The 21,094-nt window shown below is 39.6% G+C and carries 18 protein-coding genes, 1 tRNA gene and 2 riboswitches; of the genes, 8 read left to right on the plus strand and 11 right to left on the minus strand.

Annotated features, from left to right (window positions below; all coding sequences use genetic code 11):
* Window positions 1-153: 153 nt before the first annotated feature.
* On the plus strand, window positions 154-2,145 hold the full coding sequence (locus C8270_RS02600) for an acetoacetate--CoA ligase (RefSeq protein ID WP_106495170.1): 1,992 nt from the start codon (window positions 154-156) through the stop codon (window positions 2,143-2,145).
* A 68-nt stretch (window positions 2,146-2,213) separates the two neighbouring features.
* Here the strand turns inward: C8270_RS02600 and C8270_RS02605 are convergent, their stop codons facing one another.
* Window positions 2,214-3,116: a LysR family transcriptional regulator gene (locus C8270_RS02605; protein ID WP_106495172.1), complete on the minus strand. Its 903-nt coding sequence runs from the start codon at window positions 3,114-3,116 to the stop codon at window positions 2,214-2,216.
* A gap of 110 nt (window positions 3,117-3,226) precedes the next feature.
* Between C8270_RS02605 and C8270_RS02610 the strand changes: the two genes are divergently transcribed.
* A complete protein-coding gene (locus tag C8270_RS02610; RefSeq protein ID WP_106495174.1) occupies window positions 3,227-4,252 on the plus strand; it encodes a YeiH family protein in 1,026 nt (341 codons plus the stop codon).
* A 50-nt stretch (window positions 4,253-4,302) separates the two neighbouring features.
* Here the strand turns inward: C8270_RS02610 and panF are convergent, their stop codons facing one another.
* The 3 genes from panF to C8270_RS02625 form a co-directional block, all read right to left on the minus strand.
* Window positions 4,303-5,742, minus strand: a complete 1,440-nt coding sequence (gene panF / locus C8270_RS02615; protein WP_106495176.1) for a sodium/pantothenate symporter — start codon at window positions 5,740-5,742, stop codon at window positions 4,303-4,305.
* Complete coding sequence (locus C8270_RS02620) at window positions 5,739-6,014, minus strand: YhdT family protein (protein ID WP_106495177.1); 276 nt, start codon at window positions 6,012-6,014, stop codon at window positions 5,739-5,741. The genes panF and C8270_RS02620 overlap by 4 nt, the downstream gene beginning before the upstream one ends.
* Before the next feature lie 828 nt (window positions 6,015-6,842).
* On the minus strand, window positions 6,843-8,129 hold the full coding sequence (locus C8270_RS02625; protein WP_106495180.1) for a S8 family peptidase: 1,287 nt from the start codon (window positions 8,127-8,129) through the stop codon (window positions 6,843-6,845).
* A 408-nt stretch (window positions 8,130-8,537) separates the two neighbouring features.
* Here C8270_RS02625 and C8270_RS02630 point away from each other — a divergent pair.
* The 3 genes from C8270_RS02630 to C8270_RS02640 all read left to right on the plus strand — a co-directional run bounded on the left by C8270_RS02630 (window position 8,538) and on the right by C8270_RS02640 (window position 10,215).
* Window positions 8,538-8,610: transfer RNA gene (locus C8270_RS02630), tRNA-Ala, on the plus strand.
* A gap of 986 nt (window positions 8,611-9,596) precedes the next feature.
* Window positions 9,597-9,863, plus strand: coding sequence for an AbrB/MazE/SpoVT family DNA-binding domain-containing protein (locus C8270_RS02635; protein WP_106495182.1), 267 nt, complete (start codon window positions 9,597-9,599; stop codon window positions 9,861-9,863).
* 1 nt (window position 9,864) lies between these two features.
* On the plus strand, window positions 9,865-10,215 hold the full coding sequence (locus C8270_RS02640) for a type II toxin-antitoxin system PemK/MazF family toxin (RefSeq protein ID WP_106495184.1): 351 nt from the start codon (window positions 9,865-9,867) through the stop codon (window positions 10,213-10,215).
* Between the two features lie 503 nt (window positions 10,216-10,718).
* Here the strand turns inward: C8270_RS02640 and C8270_RS02645 are convergent.
* From C8270_RS02645 to C8270_RS02660, 4 genes are all read right to left on the minus strand, one after another.
* Window positions 10,719-11,996, minus strand: a complete 1,278-nt coding sequence (locus tag C8270_RS02645; RefSeq protein WP_158701576.1) for an MFS transporter — start codon at window positions 11,994-11,996, stop codon at window positions 10,719-10,721.
* A 103-nt stretch (window positions 11,997-12,099) separates the two neighbouring features.
* Window positions 12,100-13,248 (minus strand): winged helix-turn-helix domain-containing protein, encoded by a 1,149-nt coding sequence (locus tag C8270_RS02650; RefSeq protein ID WP_158701577.1) that lies wholly within the window; start codon window positions 13,246-13,248, stop codon window positions 12,100-12,102.
* A gap of 153 nt (window positions 13,249-13,401) precedes the next feature.
* Window positions 13,402-13,944: an aminoglycoside phosphotransferase family protein gene (locus tag C8270_RS02655; protein WP_106495192.1), complete on the minus strand. Its 543-nt coding sequence runs from the start codon at window positions 13,942-13,944 to the stop codon at window positions 13,402-13,404.
* On the minus strand, window positions 13,944-14,324 hold the full coding sequence (locus C8270_RS02660; protein ID WP_106495195.1) for a hypothetical protein: 381 nt from the start codon (window positions 14,322-14,324) through the stop codon (window positions 13,944-13,946). Before C8270_RS02660 ends, C8270_RS02655 begins: the two co-directional genes overlap by 1 nt.
* Before the next feature lie 163 nt (window positions 14,325-14,487).
* Between C8270_RS02660 and C8270_RS02665 the strand changes: the two genes are divergently transcribed.
* The gene (locus C8270_RS02665) at window positions 14,488-15,843 is read left to right on the plus strand and encodes an MFS transporter (protein WP_106495196.1); all 1,356 of its coding nucleotides are present in this window, start codon (window positions 14,488-14,490) and stop codon (window positions 15,841-15,843) included.
* Between the two features lie 35 nt (window positions 15,844-15,878).
* On the opposite strand, the gene C8270_RS02670 is transcribed toward C8270_RS02665, so the two are convergent.
* From C8270_RS02670 to C8270_RS02680, 3 genes are all read right to left on the minus strand, one after another.
* Window positions 15,879-16,145 carry a hypothetical protein gene (locus C8270_RS02670; protein ID WP_106495199.1) on the minus strand — a complete coding sequence of 89 codons (267 nt, stop codon included), beginning with the start codon at window positions 16,143-16,145 and terminating at the stop codon, window positions 15,879-15,881.
* A gap of 133 nt (window positions 16,146-16,278) precedes the next feature.
* Window positions 16,279-17,778: a DHA2 family efflux MFS transporter permease subunit gene (locus C8270_RS02675; RefSeq protein ID WP_106495201.1), complete on the minus strand. Its 1,500-nt coding sequence runs from the start codon at window positions 17,776-17,778 to the stop codon at window positions 16,279-16,281.
* Window positions 17,779-17,904: 126 nt separating this feature from the next.
* On the minus strand, window positions 17,905-18,342 hold the full coding sequence (locus C8270_RS02680; RefSeq protein ID WP_106495204.1) for a MarR family winged helix-turn-helix transcriptional regulator: 438 nt from the start codon (window positions 18,340-18,342) through the stop codon (window positions 17,905-17,907).
* Between the two features lie 301 nt (window positions 18,343-18,643).
* Here C8270_RS02680 and C8270_RS02685 point away from each other — a divergent pair, with 301 nt between their 5' ends.
* Both C8270_RS02685 and thiW read left to right on the plus strand, forming a co-directional pair.
* Window positions 18,644-20,131: a peptide MFS transporter gene (locus tag C8270_RS02685; protein ID WP_106495207.1), complete on the plus strand. Its 1,488-nt coding sequence runs from the start codon at window positions 18,644-18,646 to the stop codon at window positions 20,129-20,131.
* Between the two features lie 163 nt (window positions 20,132-20,294).
* Window positions 20,295-20,408, plus strand: a riboswitch (TPP riboswitch).
* An 82-nt stretch (window positions 20,409-20,490) separates the two neighbouring features.
* Window positions 20,491-20,979 carry an energy coupling factor transporter S component ThiW gene (gene thiW / locus C8270_RS02690; RefSeq protein WP_106495209.1) on the plus strand — a complete coding sequence of 163 codons (489 nt, stop codon included), beginning with the start codon at window positions 20,491-20,493 and terminating at the stop codon, window positions 20,977-20,979.
* Window positions 20,980-20,986: 7 nt separating this feature from the next.
* A riboswitch (TPP riboswitch) is annotated at window positions 20,987-21,090 on the plus strand.
* Window positions 21,091-21,094 lie beyond the last annotated feature (4 nt).

Below are 21,094 nucleotides of genomic sequence, written 5' to 3' on the forward strand. Positions count from 1 at the left end.
ACTATGATGAATTTTTACTGGTAAGGTCAATAAAGGGCAATTCCTTCCAATCTTTTGGTCGGATTTGTCCTTTTATATTCACAAACTTTGTAAAGCAGTTACTTTACACACGGTAAGCGGTTTCATATAATAGTAGTTATCAGGAGGGATTGGATGGCAAATATTAAAGAGGGAACATTACTATGGGAACCCAATGAAGAACGAAAAGAAGCATCAAATATCTATGCTTATATGCAATGGCTAAAACAACATAAAAACCTGGACTTTGCGGATTATCATTCTCTATGGAAGTGGTCCGTGGAAGAACTCGAATTATTTTGGGAATCTATCTGGGAATACTTTGATATCCAATCCGAGAAACCATTCGAAGCAGTCCTAACATCACATAACATGCCAGGTACTAAATGGTTTCCAGGAGCAACAATCAATTATACGGAACACGTTTTTAGAAATTTTATTGATAATAAACCAGCAATTATTCATTCCTCAGAGATAAGAGCAACCTCTGAAATTACCTGGAACGAACTTTATCAGGAAACAGCAGCACTACAACAAACCTTAATAAAAATTGGTGTACAAAAAGGTGATCGTGTTGTGGCATATGTGTCCAATGTCTATGAATCTGTTGTCGCGTTTCTTGCAACTGCAAGCCTTGGTGCCATTTGGTCCAGCGCATCACCTGAATTTGGTACACAAAGCGTAATTGATCGTTTTAAACAAATCGAACCGAAAGTAATGATCACCGTTGATGGTTACCGGTTTGGCGGCAAAGACTTTGACCGTTTGGCAGTTGTAGAAAACATTCAAGCAGAACTGCCAACACTAGAGGCAACAATTGTTATACCCTATTTAAATAAAAATCCGAATTGTAGCCAACTTAAAAATGTTACATTATGGGATAAGGCAACGACTAATTCCGAACCATTAAATCTTACTTATGAACATGTACCATTCAATGATCCACTCTGGGTTCTATTTTCTTCAGGAACGACAGGGAAACCAAAGCCAATCGTGCAAAGTCAAGGTGGTATTTTGCTTGAACATTTAAAAGCACTAACGCTCCATGTTGACTTGAGTGAGAATGACCGCTTTTTCTGGTTTACCACAACCGGATGGATGATGTGGAATTTCCTTGTTGGTGGGCTTCTAACAGGAAGTACTATTATTTTGTACGACGGAAACCCCGGATATCCAGATAAAAACATGCTTTGGAAGTTTGCCGAACAAACAAAAATGACTGTTTTTGGTACAAGTGCAAGCTTTATTACAGGATGTATGAAAGATGAAGTCACACCTGGAGAAGATTTTGATCTAAGTCATTTAAAAAACATTAGTTCAACCGGATCTCCACTACCGCCAGAAGGATTTCAGTGGTGCTATGACAACATTAAGGAAGATCTTTTGATTGCATCGTCTAGCGGCGGAACCGATGTATGTACAGCGTTTATTCTAGGAGCACCAATCTTACCGGTTTACGCCGGCGAATTACAGTGTCGTGGACTTGGAGCGAAAATCGAAAGCTTCAACGATCAGGCCAAGGCCCGAATAGAAGAAGTAGGTGAACTCGTGCTAACTGAGCCATTCCCTTCAATGCCAATCTATTTTTGGAATGACCGTGATGGCAGCCGCCTACATGATAGTTACTTTGATGAATTTCCAGGAATATGGCGACATGGGGATTATCTGAAGGTAACAGATCGTCATACATGTGTGATTTACGGCCGATCGGATGCAACAATCAATCGTGGTGGTGTCAGAATTGGCACTAGTGAAATTTACCGTGCTGTCGATCAAGTAAAACAAGTAGCAGATAGTTTAATAGTTGATATTCCTGATCATAATGGGAATTCCTTTGTACCATTGTTTGTTTTGTTGAAAGATAAGATAGAATTAACAGAGGAAATCAAACAATCTATAAAGAAACAAATCAAGGAACAATGCTCACCACGACATGTTCCAACAGCTGTTTACCAGGTCCCTGATATTCCAAAAACATTGAATGGGAAAAAGCTTGAAATACCAATTAAGAAAATCCTGATGGGAAAACCAGTTGACGATGTAGTAAATAAGGGTTCATTAGCCAATCCAAAGTCATTAGACTATTTTATGCGGTTTGCTAACGAGCAATTGGAAACGAATAATTAAAATATAGGTATGCTTACTGTAGAGGCTCTCCCGCAATTAGTGCGTTATTGCGGGAGGGCCTTTTTTTATTAATGACCATTAAACGTAGTCAACATCTTATTATGACGTAATAATTCGATAAACACTTCTAAGGCCTTTGTCTGAAAGAGGGATTTTGTGACGATTGAAAATTGCCTCGAAAACGGTAATTCCTCCATTTGTATTTGTTTCAAATCCCCATTTCGTAGTTCTTTTTGGATTGCCCATTGCGATAATAAACTAACCCCTAGTCCAGCTTCTACTGCCTCTTTAATTGGCTGGGTACTGCCAAAATTCATTCGCTTAGCTGGAAAAAAATCAAAATGGCGAAACATTTTTTCAGTTGCTTCCCTTGTCCCTGAACCGTTTTCGCGAACAATCCATGTTTCATATTCCAAATCCTTTATTTTCACACGTTCTTCTTTCTGTGTAAGCTTATTGTTAGCAGAAGCAACAACTACCATATAATCCTCAGCAAATTCCTCCACACTCAATTCTTGACCCTTAAAATGTCCTTCAACAATACCCACGTCTAACTGATGACTCGATACTAAATCAGCAATTTCTGATGTGTTTCCAATTGTAACTTCAGGCTGAATTTCCGGATAAGTTTCCAGTAATTTAGCAATAATACGCGGTAGTATGTATTCTCCAAATGTATAGCTTGCACCAATCAAAAGTGGACCATTGGCTTTATTCACCAAATCATCAACAAGATGCTGCATATTTGTGTAAAGGCCAAGAATTTCCTTTGCATGATGATAAACAATCCCACCTGCCTTGTTTAAACGGACGTATTTATTCGTTCTTTCTAAGAGTCTTGTGCCAAGATTATCCTCGAATGTACGTATATACTGACTGACAGCAGGTTGTGTCATGTGAAGTTCTTCAGCAGCTCTGGAAAAGTTTTTCTTTTCTGCTACTGTTACAAATACTTGTAAATGTTGATCCATTTCAATACCGCCTTTTCAACTATCATATAACTTTACTTATCGTCACTATTATAATGATTTATTTTCCTTATGAAAATAAATACATTACTCTAATTGTAGGAGGTGTCGCAATGACGTTAGAAAATACAACAAAATCCTTAAGTTCTTCCACAACCGGAAGATGGCTTGGTGGAGTTGCATTTACTTTTTTTATTGCATTACTAGGATATCTATTAGCAATGGTACCTGGGTTTGATCGTGTTGGGCAATTGGCATGTGCTATTATTATTGCTGTTATTTATCGCCAGTTCTTTGGCTACCCCGAGGCAATTCGATCAGGTATAGCCTTTTCGTCAAAACGGTTACTACGAGCGGCAATTATTTTATATGGTCTGAAATTAAACATTGATACCGTTCTCCATGATGGTTTAGGATTACTTGTTCGAGACGCTGGTGTGATTATTTTCGCCATCTGTTTGACCATTTGGTTAGCAAAAATTCTAAAGGCAAACAAAATGATTTCACTATTGCTTGGTGTTGGAACAGGAGTTTGTGGAGCAGCAGCAATAGCAGCCGTTGCACCGATCGTTAAATCAAAAGATGAAGATACGGCAATAGGGGTTGGCATTATTGCATTAATGGGAACAATATTCGCCATTGGTTATACCATCTTAAGACCCTTTTTACCATTATCCGCAATCGATTATGGCGTATGGTCTGGTTCAAGTTTACATGAAGTTGCCCATGTTGCTCTTGCAGCAGCTCCTGCCGGTGAAGATGGGTTAGCAATTGCCCTACTTGCAAAACTAGGCCGTGTATTCCTACTTGTACCGTTATGTTTTATTTTTATTTATATTATGAAGCGAAAAAACAAAGGCACGGAACAAACGGATGCTAAAATTGAATTTCCATGGTTTTTAGTTGGTTTTATTATTTTAAGTATTTTAGGAAGCTATGTGTTTGGTCATTCAATTCCAGTATCCGATGATGTTATGAATGTCGTTTTCAGCATGACTACTTGGCTATTAACCGCTGCCATGGTCGGGCTTGGCCTAAATGTAAGCCTTAAAGATCTACGCACAAAGGCACTGAGGCCACTATTAGCAATGGGAATTACATCTGTATGTTTATCTGTTATTGTTTACTTTATAGTATAGTTTGTTAAAAAGCGTTCTCAAAATTTATGAGAACGCTTTTTGAGTATGCCCTAGCCGATTTCCTCGACCATCCTTTTTTGTGTTGCCAGGCTCACCACGACATAAGATATGAATGATAGTACAATTGGTAGGACAACCGAGTGCAGCCCGAATGGTTTTGGATAAAAAGTATCCGATAGAATATATAATACGATTCCAGTTACCATGGAAGAAATTGCACCATATTTATTTCCCTTATTCCAATATAGCCCCATAACAATCGGCCAAATAAATGCTGCTTCCAGACCTCCAAAAGCAAATAAATTTAACCATATAATTAAATCAGGAGGGTTTAAAGCCATACAAAAAACAATAATGCCCAAAATTGCGGTGATACCCATACTTAAACGTTTGATCCTTCGATGTGATGCTTTTGGTTGAATATAGTTTAAGTATAAATCTTTTACAATTGCTGAACTGACTAATAGTAACAGTGAGTCCACTGTTGACATAATTGCCGCCATTGGTGCTGCCAAAACAACACCCGCAAGCCAATTTGGCAAGACTTCCAACGCAATGAGTGGCATCACTTTATCACCGACTACAATATCGGGTAAAATCGGCCTAGCAAACACCCCAATTAAATGCATGTTCAGCATGATAAACCCAACAACAACTGTCCCAATAATAATTGCGCGATGCATGGACCGTGCATTTTTATAGGACATTGCTCGAACAGCAATTTGCGGAAGTGCCACTACCCCGACCCCAACGAGTATCCAAAACGATGATACATATGCGGGTGTTAAACTTCCATCAGCACCAAACGGGGTAATTAAATTCGGGTTTTCAGTACTTAAATCTGTTATGATCGATGATACCCCGCCTCCAGCAATAACCGTGGCAATTAACAAGATGAGTGTCCCAACTAACATAATAACCCCTTGAATCGCGTCAGTTAACGCTACAGCCTTAAATCCACCAATTGTTACATAAATTAGTACAGACAAAGCAAAAATGAATAATGCACTCGTATAGGGGATACCTAGCAATGATTCAATTAACCGTGCACCACCAATCCATTGAGCTGCCATTGCGGAGAATAGAAATATAATGATGCTAATCGCGGATAGCAAGACAACCCATTTCGATTGATAACGCTCTTTTAAAAAGTCAACCATCGTTACTGCACGGTATTTCCTGGTCATAATGGCAAATTTTTTACCAAGTACCATTAAAACAAAATAACCTGTTACTACTTGTGACATCGCCAGTAGTACCCATCCAAGGCCCTCTGTATAGGCTGTACCTGGTCCACCTATAAAACTACTAGCACTACCATATGTAGCTGTCATCGTCATCGCTAATACAAAACCACCAAGATTCCGATTACCGAGAAAATACTCTTGTAAAAACGTATTTGATGTTTTTAAAGACCTCCCAGCCCATACACCAACGACAAAAATGATTACCAACAGACCAATTAACGGAACTAATGCTTGCAAGTTCATTTATTTTCCCCTTCTTCATCAAATGGAATAGCAACAAACCATTTTTTTACCACGATTGTTACAAGTACTGCCATCACAACGAATCCGAGTACACAGCTATAGAAAAACCAGGCCGGCAATCCGAAAACATACGAATACTCAGCTGGATCCTTTCCTCCTAGTCCGTAGGCAAATCCGAACCACCAAATAAAATTAAAAATAGCAAGTCCAACACCAATTAATGCTTCTCTGTTGGCAATTTTATAGCGATAATCATCGTTATGCTCTTTCATTTTTTACCCCTCTTTTCACGAAAACCCCACATTATGCCTAAATTTATATTCATTATTAATATAACCGAAATGCCATACCGTTGTAAATGTTTGAAAATTGCATATCTTAATATTACAATTCCCTTTCCTACAAAAAGGAAGTATCAGATGATTGCAAAGTGCAATTCTGAAACTTCCCTATTTAATTTAAAGGCTCTTTTCATAATGTTTGTTGCTTTTTAATTTCGTAGTTGATATAAAATGCGACGTAACTAAGAAATTTCTCTCCCACCGTTCCGGAAATACACTACGCTTTCCGCGGGCGGCTGCTGAGCCTCCTCGAGCTGGGTGCTCGTCGCGTTGCAAGTAATTTCGGTGAAGTATCGCTCCTCGCAACTCGAAGCTTACTCAGTGGAAGTTTCGCTCGTCGCTCTGCGGGGTCTCACCTAGGCCTTTCCTCCCGCTGGAGTCTCCGCGTATTTCCTCCACTGGTTTTGCATTTACTACCATTAACTGTAGTAGTATGTGTTCTACCAAGCCTCATTCTACCGCTTCACTAGTCCGGGTGAGTGGAGGGTGGTGACTCCTCGAAAAAGAAAAGCACTTTTTCAAGGAAGTGGTTAGAAAAGGAAGGTCGACTAAAACCGTCCTTTGCGGACAACGTCGACATACCCCTCGCCGGGGCAAGGAGGCTGAGGCCGTGCCCGCGGAAAGCATCCACCCGGAACGATCCCGGACGGCGGGAAATGAACGTACTTATAGAAAAGAGCCCAGCAGTTACGTCGCATTATATATCTTTTGTGTAAAAAGCAACAACTTTTTATAAAACAGCCATTTTAAAAGATTCCACTATCCTTCAATTAATTGAGCAGCGTCTAAATAGCCATTACCTTGAACATTAGGGGGTTGTCCTATATCTTTACATGCATTAATGAACTGTTCCTTAACCTGGTCTGGGGTTAGATTTGAATTAGTTTGAAGAAGTTGTGCAACTACACCAGCACATATTGGTGTTGCCATTGAGGTTCCTGATAAAGAGAAATAGTTTGAATCGACACGTGCTCCTGCATTTGTTTTATCGAGATAGGATCTTGGGGAGCGTAAAGATATAATGTTTGCACCTGGTGTTAACAGATCTGGTTTCATTAATCCACCAACTGTTGGGCCACGGCTTGAGAAATTTGCTACTATATCATCTGAGCGATCGGCTGTGTTGTTATCGTTAGCCGCACCTACCGTAATAACTTTAGGGCTTATCCCAGGACTTGCAATCGTTTCCGAAGAAGGTCCCGAATTACCTGCCGCAGCACAAACAACAATTCCATTATTCCATGCTTCTTCGACAGCTCTTACAACGGGATCGTCTTCAGCTGGTTCCTGCGCATCAGAACCGAGGGACAGTGAGAGAACATTAATATTATATTGCGATTGATTTTGAACACACCAATCAATTCCAGCAATCACCGTTGAAAGTGAACCAGACCCCATTTTATTTAATACCTTAACCCCAACTAAGTTAGCATCAGACGCTGGTCCTTGGTACAATCCATTTGATGCTGCTCCATCACTCGCTGCATCCCCTGCACAATGGGTACCATGTCCATTATCATCGTATGGTTCGGATTTGTTTTGAACAAAATCTTTAAATCCTATAATGCGTCCTTCTAAATCATTGTGCGGATATATACCTGTATCAACGACCGCAATGGTTACATCCTTCCCTGTATAACCAGACTTTTTTAACTGATCAGAATTAATCGTTGGTGAAGCTACATCAAGCAAAGTTGTGATTTTCCTGTCATAATAAACCTTTTTGATGTGATTACAGTTTTCAAGTAAATGTTCTATTTTTTTAATCGATAATTTAGTAGAACAACAGGAAATAGAAGGGTGCTGATGATGGATTTTACATTTTGCCTTCTTTACATCATTTAGTCCATGTTCAAAGGAATCAGGCTGAAATTCAATAACTACAGGTAAGCTTTTTGTCTTTTTCTTTACATAATCCAAAGGGCGATGCAAGAAACATGGCAGCGAACGAAAGGGATAATAAAAACGAATCAATTCGCTTCTTATATTTTTATCGAGTTTATCTCCCCTGCGACGAACTAGTTGAATCATAGAAAAGCCAAACATAAACTTAACCTTCCTCTCTTAGAATTTACGTGACACGATATGGTACGTAAACTTCTAAAAGAGGAGTAATGAATTGGTGCAAAAAGATAGAAAAAAGGCTGAAAACTAGATTAATAGTACAGGTGGCTTCAATTCAACGTCGTTTCTTCCCTTAGTTCACTCCTACAAGACTCTGCCTCCGAGCACAACAACCTTACAAGTCCTCCTTTCTAGTAAACTGATAACTCATCAATATATTGCGAAAAAGAATAACCGAACCAAATTACACAAATATTTACTCTCTAAAAAATTTACAAATGAACTATCGCAACAACGTCTTAGGGACTGCTTACTGTAGAAATGCTTCCTAATTGCTTGAAGACATATATAAAATAAGATAGAATAAATAATTGTTAGGTTAATTTCTACGGGGCATTAGCTCAGCTGGGAGAGCGCTTCGCTGGCAGCGAAGAGGTCATCGGTTCGAGCCCGATATGCTCCATCATCCAAAACCCCTTGTCCATCAAGGGGTTTTGCGTTTATTCATCTTCCCCTTTTGATCCCCCAAAAATAACCAAGTTCACATAAATTCACATTTGATCCGGTAAATTTGATTGCCTTTTAAATTTTTTATCTCCTTTTCTGCCGATTCTCTTTTGTTGGTAGGCAATATTGATGTTCGAAAACAAATGACCCTATCTGATGTTGTACCGTACCGTGCGCTTATAACCTCCGTGGCTCCACTATCGCAAATACGGCCAGGACAGTCACAGTCAATTTCAATTCAGTCGATATTTTTAATGTAGTGTTTGATAGAATGAAGGTATTCTAGTATAGACATATAGTTAAGGGAGTCAACTGTTCTAGCCGTCAAGCTATGGAAACAGTTGACTTCTCCTTTCTTAGAAAAAAATGACAAGAGCCGCAACCTCTGTGATCATTATACGTGGTCACAGACGTTGGCGGCTCTTTTATATGGATTTATATGACAGATTAGTCGGCTAAAATGATCATTATAGAGACAATAGCTTAGGTTGCAAATAATTTGAGAACGAAGAAAAAAGGATCATAATTGCTCATTATTGATTTTCTAAGTATCTTTTACTTGGCTTATCACTATTTAATGTTAGGCGCTGTGCCGAAAGATCGGTATATAGCCGGGTTTGACACGGAAACCTCTGCGGGCATGGTTCACGAGCCAAGAAGCCAGTATCAAGAGACATTGGCTCACGCATTCAATGCTATCATGCCCGCCACACCTTATAACCCCGAATCTAATACCAAGTGTAATATTGTTATATAAAAGGCCACTTGCTACACCCACTCCAATACAAATTGCAAAGCCACTCCCATTTACTTTTTGAGGTTACAAAAAGGTGTTGAAAGGAAATTAAGGGGGAGGTGTTCTTCTTATTCGATCAAAAATATGTATCTTTTTATTTGAAAATGTATAAACTAAAGTATACATTTTACCAGAGAGGGGTTACAATGGAAACAAATAATCACAGTGGGGTGTATAAAATGACTGTTACTGCACAAAAATGGGGCAACAGCATTGGTATTCGTATACCTTTTAGACTAGCGGATAAATATGGAATTGTAAAAGGTACAGAGTTGGATATTCGTGATACGAAAAATGGCATTGAGTTAACACCAAAGGAAAAGCCAACATTAGATGATTTATTGGCACAATGTGATGGTGAAAACCCCTATGAAGAATTTTTCAGCGAACCGATAGGAAAGGAAGAATTGTAAGATGCAAGTTCCAGATCGAGGGGATTTTATTTATTTAGATTTTGACCTTCAAACAGGCACAGAGCAATCAGATCGCAGGCCAGCTATTGTGTTGTCTCCCGAAAAATTCAATCGGGTTACTGGTTATGCGACTGTTTGCCCTATTAGTGGAACCAAAAGAGAATGGGGTTTTAATATCGACATTCCAGACGGTTTTGCGGTCGGCGGAGTTGTCATTAGTGATCAAGTTAAAAATTTGGATTGGAAAACAAGAAAAGCACAAATAAAGGGGAAGGCACCTAACGATCTTATTAATAAAGTTGTTCAGGTGATACATACTTATGTGTATGAAGAACATCAGCCTGATGAATGAGGGGGCATCATTGACAGATTACCATGCCAAAAGCGTTTGACAATAGAAACAAAATTATTCTAACTTATTAATCCCATAGACTTCCGGAGTTAGGCCGAAGAACATAAAGAAAAGGTATAATTTAAGGATATAGAATCCCATACCATTGCTCCTGCACCATCTTGGGGCAGCGAAGAGGTCATCGGTTCGAGCCAGATATGCTCCATCATCCGATCCCCTCCTTGCTCTTCAAGGGGGGCTACGTTTTTCCATCTTTCTCTGATTTTCTACAAATAAAGGATTGCGTTCACATTTGACCCAGGGATTTTAAATACGGTTACATGATCAAGAAACGCTATGGCATGTAACCGTATTTTACAGTCGTTACAAGAAAAGCAAATTGTTCGTAACATTACGTTAATAGAGTACCAAATGGTGTTAAGATGAAACAATGATCCCTTATCAATTGGCGATTTTGACATTTTCATAGCCCCTGACTTCACAGACTCCATCCCATTGCTCTATCAGAATACCGCTTTACTCCCCCCTTCAATTTCTTTCTGGGTTACAGCTTGATTGTTCTGCTTCCAGATGAACTTTTGCAATAAAATTCCGACAGTTCCGATCATGATTAGTCCGATACCGATGATCCTAAAGGCTGCCAGTACGCCAAACTGGTTGATCAGAAGTCCGCCAAGCAGTGGACCAGCTATAAATAGAATACTTAACGTGGAATCCAATATCCCGGAAACCCTCCCAATGGCTTCTTTTGGTGGTTCCTTTTGAATAAGGTAGTTTATCGCAGCAAAAGTCATCCCATTGCCAAGTCCACCAATAAAAGCAAGACCCATTGCTACAATGATAAAACGATAATCAGCCATGAATCCAAACCCGCCGATCATCATACCGATGAGCAAGCACCCAGTACCGAAGAACCAACCGTATTTTCGAATAGATTTCAGCCTGTTCAGAAGCAGGACAACTAGTAGGGAGCCGATTCCAATCGCTGATATTGCCCAGCCTGTCAGTTCCGCTTTTTCGGGAAACACTTCGCTGAACAATGTAACAATCTGGGCATCGATCATCTGAATCGTTAAGGTACTCACAATTCCGAACATGATACTTGCCAAAAGGATCCTGCTTTTTAATACGATGTCCCAACCTTCTTTCCACGAAGCGAAAAAACCTGATTGTTCCGGTACGTCATTTTTCTCCTTACTTTCCGGATCTTGATTTTTTATATGAATCCGTGTAAGGATAATTCCTGAAATAGTGAACGATATAGCATTTATAACAATTGAAAGATCAGGAGAAAAGACAGCTGCTACAGATCCCCCAATAAGTGGACCAACCACCTTTACCAGTTGAAACAGACTACCATTAATCGTTACTGCTTTCATAATGTCATCTTCATCGACAATGCTTCTCATCAATCCTTGCTGTGCCGGCAGACTTATCACCCCTACCGTATTGCGAAATAAAAGGACAAGCAGGGCGAGCATTGGAACAGGGATAAAAACAAGCAACAAGGTCAAACCCGCTCGAATCCAATCGGAATGGACAAGGATTTTCAATTTATCTCTCCGATCTGCAAACACTCCGGCAAATTGCCCTAACAAAATGCTCGGGATGGCATACATGACGGGAATAAGAGCAATCACCATCGGATCTGCCTTCCATGTATACCGGAACAAAATTAGCACAGCAACAAAATCAAACCAATTTCCCAGATTAGAAAGTCCATTGGCTGAAAAAAACTTTATAAAATTTCTATCTCTCCAAATTGATACACGTTTTTCCATTTGTAATACCTCCTCTGATATTTCCGCTATAAACAGCATAACGGGTAAATATCAGAGGAATATCAGAGGATAGTACTTTTTTCGAGTTCATGAAGTATTTATTCTATTTCAAGTAAAAATCAAGCCGGCTACTAATTTGACGCTTCAATTCGACAAATTGGTATTCTTCGTCATACCTTTCCCATACTTTTTGGTAATGAGCGTATAAGTTATTTTCTATTTGAAGTTCGTTTAGAAAGAAGAGAATAATATTTATACTACTCAATACGCCCGGGATGTACTTGGCCTCCCGGAACAGGTCAAATCCTTGGTCAAAATAATGCTCTGCTTCGGTTTGTTTTTTTTCTAAGGTGATGCATTTTATTCCTTTAATAATATAAAAAATCGCTTTTTCTCTTAAGAAAGGGTATTTTACGAGCATTTTTTCCATTTCGGCCATCTTTTTGTCAATCCTGTCAGTATCACTTCTAAGAACAGCGAGATAGAGCTCTGTAAGGGAAATCAGGGGTATAAAGCCTTCTAGATTCTTTTCGTGAATCTCCTTTTCTGATTGTAGGAGAAGGATTTCCGCTTCGTCAACCTGCTTCGTATATATTAAAAACGACAAACGGTTCAGTAATCTTATTTCGAGACGGTAGTGTTCTGGCAGTTCTTTTGCAGTCAAAGCCCTTGTAAAGTAATCAAGGCATTTATACTTGTCTGCTTCTATGTAGGAATATATATGAAGAAGGTAATAGCACTTTTCCCAGAAGGAGATTTCTTTTTCCTCCAGAAACCACCTGAAATCCCCCCTCATGAAATGAAGATAGAGACGACTTTGTTGATCAAGTTCAAAGCCGAACACAGACTGATTTTCTGCAAGTAGTTTTAAGGCATCCCCCTGGCCGTAAAGATGATATTTGTGAAAAAGCGTTTTTACATTAGAAGAGACCTCCTCGTCTTTTAACAATGGACTTGCATGCGCTTCTTTGCTAAGCTTCAATCGGTAGCCCTGTCCCCTGACTGTTTCAATGCTAACCACGGAGGACAAAGATCTTAGCTTTTTTCTAACCCGGTAAATATGATCATCTACAGTCCTATCTGTCGGAGCTTCCATTGGCCATACTGCATCAAGGAGTTCCTCTCTTGTAAAAATCCGCGATGGACTTTGGTATAAAAAATGAAGTAGTTGAAATTCTTTCGGCAACAAAACAATCTCTTCGGAACGATATTTTACTTTAAATTCACCATTAAAAAACTTAATTTTTTCCATCATTTCACCTTCGTTTGAATGGAATAGATACTTGAATTCATTATAGCAAACGGACATTTGGGGTGTAGGGGGTAAACTATAAAAACTTTGTTATCTATTGATATGTGTCAATGCAATAAAAGTTTATTAAAAGACAAAACACGTATTATACTGTTAAATACGTTCTAGCAAACTTAAAACATACCTATCCAATCGCTCCTCCATCATTTTATCGGTTAATCCCGTTAAACCAAAAGCCTCCCAGCCTGGATATACCACTGGCGGACCAAAAAGGATATCGATCAATGAAACAAAATCCCAATACACATCATATGTAAAACAGTTACCTTGGTCATTCTGGTATGCCACTAAAAATTTGTCTGCTGTTTCTACATCATATAGCATTGCTAAATTTAACCTACAGTGTCCCACATCGATGCCAGCTGGTCCCCTGCACGCATTTACCCAATCAACAACGCCACTAACTTTTCCATTACGATACAAAACATTGGTAGGATGATAATCCCGATGAATGAAGCAATCCTTAACTTTAGGCCGCGAACCTTTTACAATTTCAATAACCTTTTTCCATGCTTGCGGAAAGTTAGTCCACAATGGTATTTCTAATGATGGAATATCGTTATAGGTGAAATAGGTCCAATGAAAGCCATCTGCATCTACAGCATGAATTTTGCCAAGTGCTGCCGCCAAATCCATCAACCATTCCGTCCAATCATCAGGTTGTAAGTCAAAGAACCTTCGAGCATTGTCATTAGAACAGTTGGCATCCCGCAATGTTCGCCCTTCTCATCAAATGCGATTATCGCAGGTGTTTCAAGGTCCGCTTTTGCCGCAAGACACAGACTTCCCGCCTCATGCAAAGCTAAATCAGGTTCATCTGACAGCCAATCGTCATTGTCAAATAAGCGTAATACTACATGTTCCACACACTGGTCGAGCTGAAGGGAAATCCGGTATAATGTTGACGATGTACTCCCTTTCAGTTGCCCAGTCGTGATTATTTTAGCATTGTGGTCAACTGAATTTACTACCCAGCTTCGTATATTCTCCGTTAAATTGATATTACTTTTCGTCATGTTATCCACCACCAAATTAAGATTTGCGTTTTATTAGCCACGACTTTCTGACCTGGGTGTGCGGCCTTCTTGAGGAAATCTCTTTTGAGCAAAATATTTTCGACATTCCCTGCTTTGACATATGATTAGGGTTATTCGAATTTATAAAAAATAGGTGATCAGTATGGCACAAACGATACGAAAGCCTTGGCTGCTTGTTTTGACAATTGGTCTTGGCACACTGCTTAATCCACTAAATTCATCGATGATTTCCGTTGCATTAACACGACTGCAACATGAATTCACCTTAACGTTTGCAGATGCTTCCTGGCTTATTTCCATATTTTACTTGGCAAGTGCAGCTGCACAGCCTGTAATGGGAAAATTGAGTGACATGTTCGGTCCCAAACGTTTGTTTTTGACCGGGTTAATCCTTGTTGCAGGTGCTTCTATGTTAGCACCTTTTTCGCCAAACTATCCATTCCTTCTGGGCTGCCGCGCGCTTCAGGCTATTGGCAGTTCAACGTTATTTCCTAGCGGGATGAGTATGGTGCGGACAAATATTACAGAAGGACAAGGAAAAGCATTGGCTACGCTGTCCATTTTCGCGTCCACTTCAGCAGCATTCGGTCCTTCCATCGGTGGCTTTTTAATTGCCTCATGGGACTGGCAATCGATTTTTGTCATTAACTTTCCATTTATTGTTCTATCCTTTGTGATGGCTATTTTTATTTTACCGAAGAAAGGACAAGGGAAAATAGACTTAAAACGGATTGACTTTGTCGGGATCGCACTCTTTATTGTATCGATGATCGGACTGATTTTATTCCTGCTTTCCCTAGAAAACAATATCCACTGGTCAGCATTGATTGTCTTTTTGATTTCATCGATCAGCTTTTATTTTTATGAGAAAAATCAGCGTGAACCTTTTATAGATTTGGCATCGTTAAAAAGTAACCCCAATGTGTCATTTATCTATTTACAGTTCACCAGTATTAATCTGATCTATTATTGCTTTTTCTTTGGCTTTCCGACATTCTTACAACAAGCGCGCCATTACAGTGCAGAACATACTGGATTAATCATGCTTGCACTAGCGGGTTTTAGTGTCATTGTTGCACCAATTGCAGGACGGATGATTGACCGATATGGATCAAAATTACCGCTCGTTATCGGCGCCTTTCTGCTTTTAATTGGTACAGCACTGTTACTAACATTTCAGCAGGACTCAGCATTATGGTGGTTTTTAATTATTATGTCGATACTTGGCATGAGCAATGGATTTAATAATATCTCGATGCAAACTGCACTCTATGAACAGGTTAAACCCGAGGAAACAGGTTCAGCATCAGGACTTTTCCAAACAAGCCGCTACCTTGGTTCGATTCTTTCATCTTGTTTGCTCGGCCTTGCATTTAACAGTCATTTGGATATAGAACATCTGCATATTGTTGCAGCAACCAGTCTAGTTTTCTGTATTCTTGTGATTGTACTTGCGCTTAGACTTCCGGGGCAAAGGCGTTTAGGCAACCACGGGTGATGTGACCGGGGATACTCTTTACTTTAGTGCGGGGTTCAGTTTTTTCGTTGGGTGGGCTTTTCACTTTTAATGCGGTAACTTTCCCGTTTTGTTCGGCGACTACCCGCTTTTGTCCGGCGACTTCTCGCTTTCGTCCAGCGACTTCCTGCGTTCGTCCGGCGACTTCCCGCTTTCGTCCGGCGACTTTCCGCTTTCGTCCGGCGACTTCCCGCTTTCGTCCGGCGACTTTTCCCGTTCGTCCGGCGACTTCTCGCTTTCATCCGGCGACTTCTCGCTTTCATCCGGCGACTTCTCGCTTTCATCCGGCGACTTCCCGCTTTCGTCCGGCGACTTTTCCCGTTCGTCCGGCGTGCACTCCCATGCTGTTGTTCCGATGGGCCCAGAACAGTAAAAAACCAGGCTACCGGGTACTCCCCGATCGCCTGGTTTTATTAGTTAAGCTTTTTCTGTTGCAAGCTCTGGTTTCCGTTCCAATTCTGGATTTTCTTCCTGAGAGGTTCTTCCACGCTTAATAAAGAAAGATAGAACAAGCGCAACCGCTGCAAATACAGTTGATACCATAAATGCGTCGTTAATACCTTGAACCTGCGCCAGATTAGTTGCATGAAGCATTTCTTGTTTATTTGTTGGGTCAAAGCCGTTAGAAATAATAATATCTTTTATACTATCCTTTGCTTGATTTGTCATAACCGTCACAAGGAAAGCTGTACCAATAGCCCCGGCTACAGCCCTAACTGTATTAACCATAGCCGTACCATGCGGATGCAATCGTTGTGGCAACTGATTAAGTCCTGCAGTCATAATTGGCATCATAATCATGGACATCCCAAACATACGGATCGTGTAAATGATAACCAAATACATGTACCCAGTAGAATCTGTCAATTGTGTGAACAAATATGTTGTTACAACAGTGATTGCCAACCCCAAAATCGCTAAAGGCCGTGCACCAACTTTATCAAATATTTTACCTGTGATTGGTGACATAATTCCCATTACAATCGCTCCAGGCATTAGCATTAAGCCAGAATCCATCGGGCTGACATCAAGAATGTTTTGTAAATAAATTGGAATGAGCAGCATTGGAGCAAACATAGCTACTGTCAACATGATATTAATGATCGTAGTTAACGAAAAAATTCCGCTTTTAAACACTCTAAAGTCCAACATCGGTGTTTCCACACGCAATTCGCGCCATACAAACAAGAGTAATCCGATAAAACCAATAATCAATCCGGCGATGACTGAGGCACTAGTCCATCCGTTCGTACCCGCCGTACTAAAGCCATACAAAATACCGCCAAATCCAAGTGTGGACAAAATAATTGCGACCACATCAATATCCGGAAATGTTTGCTTGGTAACGTTTTTTAAGAAAATACTTGCTAAAATTATCGTTAGTACTGCAATCGGGAAAATAATATAAAATAGTACTCTCCATGAATAGTTTTGCACAACGAATCCTGATAATGTCGGTCCAACAGCTGGTGCGAATATAATCGCGATACCAATGACACCCATTGCTCCCCCACGTTTTTCAACAGGGAAAAGGGCCAATACCACTGTTGTTAGAAGCGGCATTATAATACCTGCACCAACAGCTTGAATAACTCTACCAGCCATCAAAATAACAAATCCTGGGGCTATTCCACAAATCAATGTACCTAAGGCAAAAAGGCTTATCGCCGTTAAAAATAATTGCCTTGTTGAGAATTTCTCCATTAAAAAAGCAGTGATCGGGATGAGTACACCATTAACAAGCATAAACCCTGTTGTTATCCACTGGGCAGTACTTTCCTCTATTTTTAAATCCTCCATAATAGAGGGCAGGGCGACATTCATTAATGTTTGATTAAGGAGCGATACAAATGCACCTAAAATAATAACAGCTAAAATTGGCCCTTTCCTCACATTCATTGTTGTTGACTCAGTCATTCTTTATTTCATCTCCTATATTTTTAGAAAAACTCGGCATTCGCCTCATTTATAGCGGGTGCTGAAGTTTATCTTATTCTCAAGTCCCATAAAGTTTTATATAAAAACTAGCAGTATTCCTAACTTTTACTGTGTTACGTTATCCTCAAAATTAGCTAGAAGTTTATTAGCAATCGTTTTAAACTGTACCAATTCCTCCTTAGATATATTGTTAGTAAGTTTCTTAATGAACGCCTTTCTGGAGGCATACATCGATTCTAAAATTTCCTTACCGCTACTGGTGATTGATAAATACACAACCCTGCGATCCTTTTCATCTCGCTGCCTAACAATATAATTACCGTTGACTAGTTTATCAGTAACACCCGTTAATCCGCCGGTAGTGATGGAAAGGATATCAGCTAACTCGGAAGCTCGTTGTTGCCCGTCAGAATTTAATTTATAAAGCAGAAGAACTTCATTCCTTGAAAACCCTAATTTCGTATGTTCCTGCCATGCACCAGGAAACTTTTTCATGATTTTTCTAAACGTATCTTCTAGCTCAAGAAAATCATCTTCAAACATAATGCCTATCACTCCCCGTAGTTAAAATAAAACTAGATTTCAAGCAAAATAAGCGCCACTAAATAATACAACTACTAAATATCTTAGCGCTAAGACTTTTAATAACAAGATGATATTATACCCTCAAGGTTCATGGCTGTCAACACCTTTTTTTCAAGCTGTTATTCTCTGAAAATTAAAGGTTAATCCAGCCCTTGGTAACATACTATTCCGTCTATTTACGCTATTTAGAGTTATAAATAACTTTTCAATTTGCTTATAATCTTGTATAATTCTATTTGTCAAACAAGGAGGTCACAACATGACATCAAATAATCAAAATATTCAGGATATTCCACAAAAAGGATTCTTCGGACATCCAAAAGGATTATTTACACTCTTTTTCACTGAATTTTGGGAACGCTTTTCTTACTACGGAATGCGTGCCATTCTATTATTTTATATGTACTACGAATTATCAAAAGGCGGATTGGGAATTGATCAAGGAACTGCCGCATCGATTATGGCAGTATATGGTTCGCTCGTGTACATGTCAGGTATCATTGGTGGCTGGATTTCTGACCGTTTACTAGGAAGTGCACGTACTACTTTCTATGGCGGAATTTTAATCATGTTCGGTCACATTGTTCTTTCCTTTCCAGGGAGCTTAACATTTTTATTCATTTCAATGGCATTAATCATTATTGGGACAGGCTTATTGAAACCGAATGTATCGAATATTGTTGGCGACTTATACAGTAAAGAAGACAACCGTCGCGATTCAGGTTTTAGTATCTTCTACATGGGAATAAACTTAGGTGCCCTCATTGCACCATTAATTGTCGGAACAATTGGACAAGAATACAACTTCCATCTTGGATTTAGTTTAGCGGCAATCGGGATGTTTGTCGGTCTAATTATTTTTATCTTTACAAAGGGAAAATATCTTGGCCCTGCAGGATCGACTGTTCCAAACCCGCTATCAGAATCAGAGAAAAAAACTGTATTTAAGCGATTTGGCATTGGGGCAATCATTGTTATTCTATTGGGAGCAATCACTATCCCAACCGGCATCTTAACGATTAACGGATTTACAATGATTGTAAGTATACTAGGGATTATTATACCTACTTGCTATTTCATCGTTATGTACCGCAGTAAGAAAACGACTGAAGTGGAACGATCTCGTTTACTGGCATATATACCAATGTTTATTGCTGCTATTATGTTTTGGGCGATTCAAGAGCAAGGTTCGATTATTTTAGCACGTTTTGCTGATCAGCGAACCGATCTGAGTTTAGCAGGTTTTGAGATTCAATCTTCCTGGTTCCAGTCATTGAATCCTCTATTTATCGTTCTTTTAGCGCCTGTATTTGCTTGGCTTTGGATTAGATTAGGAAAAAGCCAACCATCAACACCGAAGAAGTTTTCATTTGGTCTATTTTTTGCCGGACTATCTTTTCTCGTGATGATTGTACCTGCCATCATTAATGGAACAGATACGCTTGTCAATCCGTTATGGTTAGTATTAAGCTTCTTCCTAGTTGTTATTGGAGAATTATGTTTATCACCGGTTGGCTTATCAGCGACTACAAAACTTGCACCAGCTGCATTTTCAGCGCAAACGATGAGTCTATGGTTCCTATCCAATGCGTCAGCACAGGCTATCAATGCCCAAATTGTAAAACTATATTCTCCGGATACAGAAATTCTATATTTCGGTATCATCGGTGGAATTTCAATCTTACTAGGTTTTATTCTATTTGCTGCATCTAAGAAAATTCACGTGTTCATGCGAGGGATTAACTAAACGTAATTTAAGAAAAGGGTTGCTCCAAACTGTCATTGTTGGTTTTGGAGCAGCCTTTTTTCTTTTAAATGCGTAGAGAGAAAAATTTAAATATTGTCATAGACTGGTGACAAATGGAAGTACCTTTGTTAAGATAAGAATCAACAAGCAAATTTTATAATAGTTCAACTACTAGGGGGGCCCAAAATTGTGGGCTGAGAGGAAGGCCGAACTGCTTTCCGACTCTTATGGACCTGATCTGGTTAATACCAGCGGAGGGAAGTAGTGAGTGGCATTATGTCCATAAACGAATCCCATACTAAGCTAGGTCCTTTTATCAGGATCTAGCTTTTTTATTTTTATTAGAAAGGGGGAAATAAATGAATCGAACGCGTTTACTAACAACAATGGCAGTTTTTGTAGCCATTGGAACGATTGGAGCACAAATTCTATGGTTTCCAGCAGGCGTTGCCAAAGCTTACCCTGTACAACACGCGGTCAACGTCATGGCGGCAATCATGCTTGGTCCAGCTCCAGCTGTTATGATCGCCTTTATGATTGGGGTGCTCCGAAATTTGCTTGGACTTGGTACACTATTAGCATTTCCTGGCGGGATGATTGGTGCTTTTCTGGCAGGGTATCTTTATAAAAAATTTGGCAAAAAGGTATGGGCTGCACTTGGAGAATTCATTGGGACTGGAATTGTTGGTTCCTTGTTTGCCGTACCATTGGCCAACTTTTTAATGGGAAGTTCAGTTGGTGCATTATTCTTTTTCCCATCATTTCTAGTAAGCAGTGGAACAGGCGCATTGATCGGCTGGGTAATAGCTGTTCGCTTGAAACAACGACAAGTATTACAAAATATTTAGTATTATGAAGAACTACTAGGGGCGCTAGAATAGCTGAGAATAGGAATATTCCTTAGTCCCTTGGAACCTGATCTGGTTAATACCAGCGGAGGGAAGTGGTCGAGAGGAAAAAATA

The sequence above is a fragment of the Lentibacillus sp. Marseille-P4043 genome, from assembly GCF_900258515.1.
Classification (GTDB): domain Bacteria; phylum Bacillota; class Bacilli; order Bacillales; family Amphibacillaceae; genus Lentibacillus_C.